We start from the raw sequence: 3,164 nt of genomic DNA on the forward strand, positions 1-3,164 counted from the left end.
CGCCTCCCAATACGGATTGTTGCGATCCCACCTTGGCACGTCGATGCCGTCGGGGGGCGGTTACAGCATCAGAGCCGGTCATGTCTCATCGACGTGCTCGGCCCAAAGCGGACGGTCGAACGCGCTCCCGCGAACGCCGGCCCGTCGTCCCGATAGCGTCAGTGTCTTTGGGCAGAAACATCTTTCCAACCGGCCCAACCCTAAAGAAGGGTGAATGCGCCTGCAACTTGGGGTCTGATGCCGGAGGGGGCAGGATCGTATCTTAAGGGTTTCATGATCGTTTCGACCCCTTGCTTACCCTTTCTGCACATAGGTGCTGGTTAGCGTGCTTGGTCCCTGCCCTTCCGGTATTCCTCCCACAGTTGCTCAATGAGCTGTCCCTGCGTGATGCCTAGACGCTCAGCTTCGGCAGCGATGGCCTCGCCTATCTCTGGGAAGACCTTTGGGTGCAGCTGATACGTCCGAGGACTGGGTTTGCGTCCGGGCTTCTTGCGTGGCGTGCGGTCCAGAAAGCCCCTCGCCTCTCCTACCGCATCGATACGGCGCACCTCCTCGACCGTAGTATCCTTCAGGCGCGCTGTCAGTCCTGCAAGCCTATTTGAGCCGCTCATAGACAGCCTCCGTGAAGCGTTGGGCGTTTTCGATTGCCTTGTCGATGTTGCCGCCAGTGACCATCTCGGGGTCCTTCAGCATTCCTGTCAGATCACCGCCATGCGCGAAGATCTCGGAGAAGGCCGCGCGGGCAACGAGTGAGGGTTCTATCACGTCGATCCCTGCCCCGCGCAGCTGTTCTTCCAGCTCCTTCTGAACGCGGCTTTTCACGGCCGCACTGGTCTTCGTCAGCACGACGGCGTGACGGATCGGGCGGCCCAATGCGTCCTCTTCTTCTTTCACGAGCGCCAGCGCTTCCGATCCGATTTCTGCGTCGAGCGCCGTTGGCTGCATGGGGACGATCACAAGATCAGCTTGGGAGATGGCGCGGCTAACAAGCTGCGATGCCACGCCTTCGAGATCGACGATGACGATCTTTCCGTCACCGTCCGCAGCTCTGATGGTTGGCACAATTTCGGAGCGGCCAATGTCGCCATGCAGCGTGACCCCTTTCGGCAAGCCGTGGGATGCCCAGCGGGTAAGTGACTTGTTGGGGTCGCAGTCGAGCACGGTAACGTCAGCCCCCATGCGCGCGAATTCAGATGCCAGCAGGACGGCACATGTGGATTTTCCGACGCCCCCTTTGGGGCTGGCCATGACGATGACAGGCACTGCTGACGCCCTCTGCTTGTTTTGGTTACCGGAATCATATTCGTAACCGGTTTTAAATTCAACACCGGTTTTAAATCTAATACCGGTAATAAATCCGGTTAATAACCGGTGTTTTATGGGTCAACCCGGTCGACCACGCTTCTCGAACCACTTGCGGCAGAAGCCAATGAAAGCAGCGTCGGCGTCACGCGGCGGCTCCACAATCCATTCCCGCCACTCGCCTTCCAAGTAGCGCACGTCCCAACCTGGTGCCGCCTTCCGTGCTTGATCGTAGGTTTCTGGCTTCAACGGCGGCACACGGCTATCTGCGACCGGTGTAGCGGCCATTGTGCCACGGTTGGTGAAGACTACCATGTCCTCCTCGTCGTCGAATGACACATGGTAGTCGGGCAGGTGATCATGCTGGACCAGCTCTCGGATCATCTGCCGGAAACGCTTCTCTGGGCTTTGTGAGCCTGTTTTCAGGAGCAGCTTGGGCAGTGTGATGCGCCAAGAGCGCTGCTGGCCACAATGCTTCCGTGCAATCTCGTACACACGCCGCTCAATGGGCTTGCGCAAGCGAAAGTAGTCACGATGCAGCGTCAGCACTTCTTCGTTGCGGATGGCATTGAAAACCCACTCGGAGAGCTTGACCTCACACCATAGCAAACGGCCATCGAGGCCATGCTTGCGGCGGATCGAGGAAGCATCGATCAGGCCAAAACCGTCGATTTGCTCTTCGTCACCGCTGACAATGTTGGTTCTGATGCGGGTGCCCTCCAGACGATCCAGCGCATCGAGCAGCGCTTGATATTCGCGCCCGCTGGTGCCGCGGTTGGTGAAGATGAGTAGCTCATGCGAGTTGATGCGGACGCGGGGGGAAACCGCTTCGCCTTGCTTTAGCTTCGCCATGATCTGGCTGATGCAGTAGATCAGGATGTCCTTGTCGTAGATCGTCGCTAGACCCTTCACGCTCGGCGTGATCTCCAGCCAGTGTTCGCCATTCCTGTAGCGCTTCACCGTCGTCTCAGGCTTCTTCGACAGCGAGTAGAAGGGGTGCTCCATGTGCTGCATGACGTCCTTCAACACGGCATCTGCAACGTCACAGATGAACAAGTCATGCTGCGGATGACGATCAGGCAGTAGGGGCGCTAAAGGATTCGTGTTATCAGTTACCATGCCTAAGCTTTCGTGTTTTTAGTTACCGATGTCAAGATTCGTGTTATCAGTTACCCATATTCGTGTTTTTAGTTACCATAATTCGTGTTTTTAGTTACCAGCGCTGAGAGTAAGCTATTGAAACGAAAACAGGAAAACGGCGCAAATCGAAGCGTAACACTGAATCTAACACATATTTAACACCCTAAGGCTGTGGATAACTTTGATCTGGGCGCTCACTGCAGGGGGTTCGGATCGAACTTTCCGGCATAGGCCTTGGTCTTGAAGTAGAGGTTCTGCTTCGCCTTGAGCGGGTTGCGGTTGCCGACCAGGAGGAGCAGGTCATCCGCCTTCATGCCGGTAATCTGCTCGGCGGTCATGAGCTTCTGACGCTGCTCCGAGTACGAGAAATCCCGACCCTCGTTCGGCGTCTTCCCCTCTCGAATTTGCTGAGAATAGACAGTGCTTTCCCCGAGGTGGCGCGCTGCCCATTCTGCCGTTTCAATGTCGTTGAGGTTGAAGACGCGCTTGGTGATGCAGGAGCCGAAGATCGAGCGGGCATCGTTGGGGCCGTAAGCCTTTTCGACCTGGCCTGTGTCCTGGGTGACGAACAGCGCCTCCACGCCAGCCCCGGCGGCGACGTTCGCGATGTTCATGATCTGCTCCATACGGCCCATCCGGACAAACGGTGTTGTCACGTTAACTGGGCTACAGTTGCCTGCCTGACGGTTTGGGCGTAAATTTTGGCGATGCAGACATCAGAT

At 57.0% G+C, this 3,164-nt stretch carries 3 protein-coding genes; all 3 read right to left on the reverse strand.

Annotation, left to right across the window (positions count from 1 at the left end):
- Nucleotides 1-594 precede the first annotated feature (594 nt).
- The 3 genes from Q1A36_RS21120 to Q1A36_RS21130 all read right to left on the reverse strand — a co-directional run bounded on the left by Q1A36_RS21120 (nucleotide 595) and on the right by Q1A36_RS21130 (nucleotide 3,077).
- The gene (locus Q1A36_RS21120) at nucleotides 595-1,263 is read right to left on the reverse strand and encodes a ParA family protein (protein ID WP_024846151.1); all 669 of its coding nucleotides are present in this window, start codon (nucleotides 1,261-1,263) and stop codon (nucleotides 595-597) included.
- 120 nt (nucleotides 1,264-1,383) lie between these two features.
- Complete coding sequence (locus tag Q1A36_RS21125) at nucleotides 1,384-2,421, reverse strand: replication initiator protein A (protein WP_024846152.1); 1,038 nt, start codon at nucleotides 2,419-2,421, stop codon at nucleotides 1,384-1,386.
- Between the two features lie 215 nt (nucleotides 2,422-2,636).
- Nucleotides 2,637-3,077 carry a type IV secretory system conjugative DNA transfer family protein gene (locus Q1A36_RS21130; protein ID WP_299848130.1) on the reverse strand — a complete coding sequence of 147 codons (441 nt, stop codon included), beginning with the start codon at nucleotides 3,075-3,077 and terminating at the stop codon, nucleotides 2,637-2,639.
- Nucleotides 3,078-3,164: the final 87 nt, after the last annotated feature.

The sequence above is a fragment of the uncultured Paracoccus sp. genome (genome assembly GCF_947487305.1).
Taxonomy (GTDB): Bacteria; Pseudomonadota; Alphaproteobacteria; order Rhodobacterales; family Rhodobacteraceae; genus Paracoccus.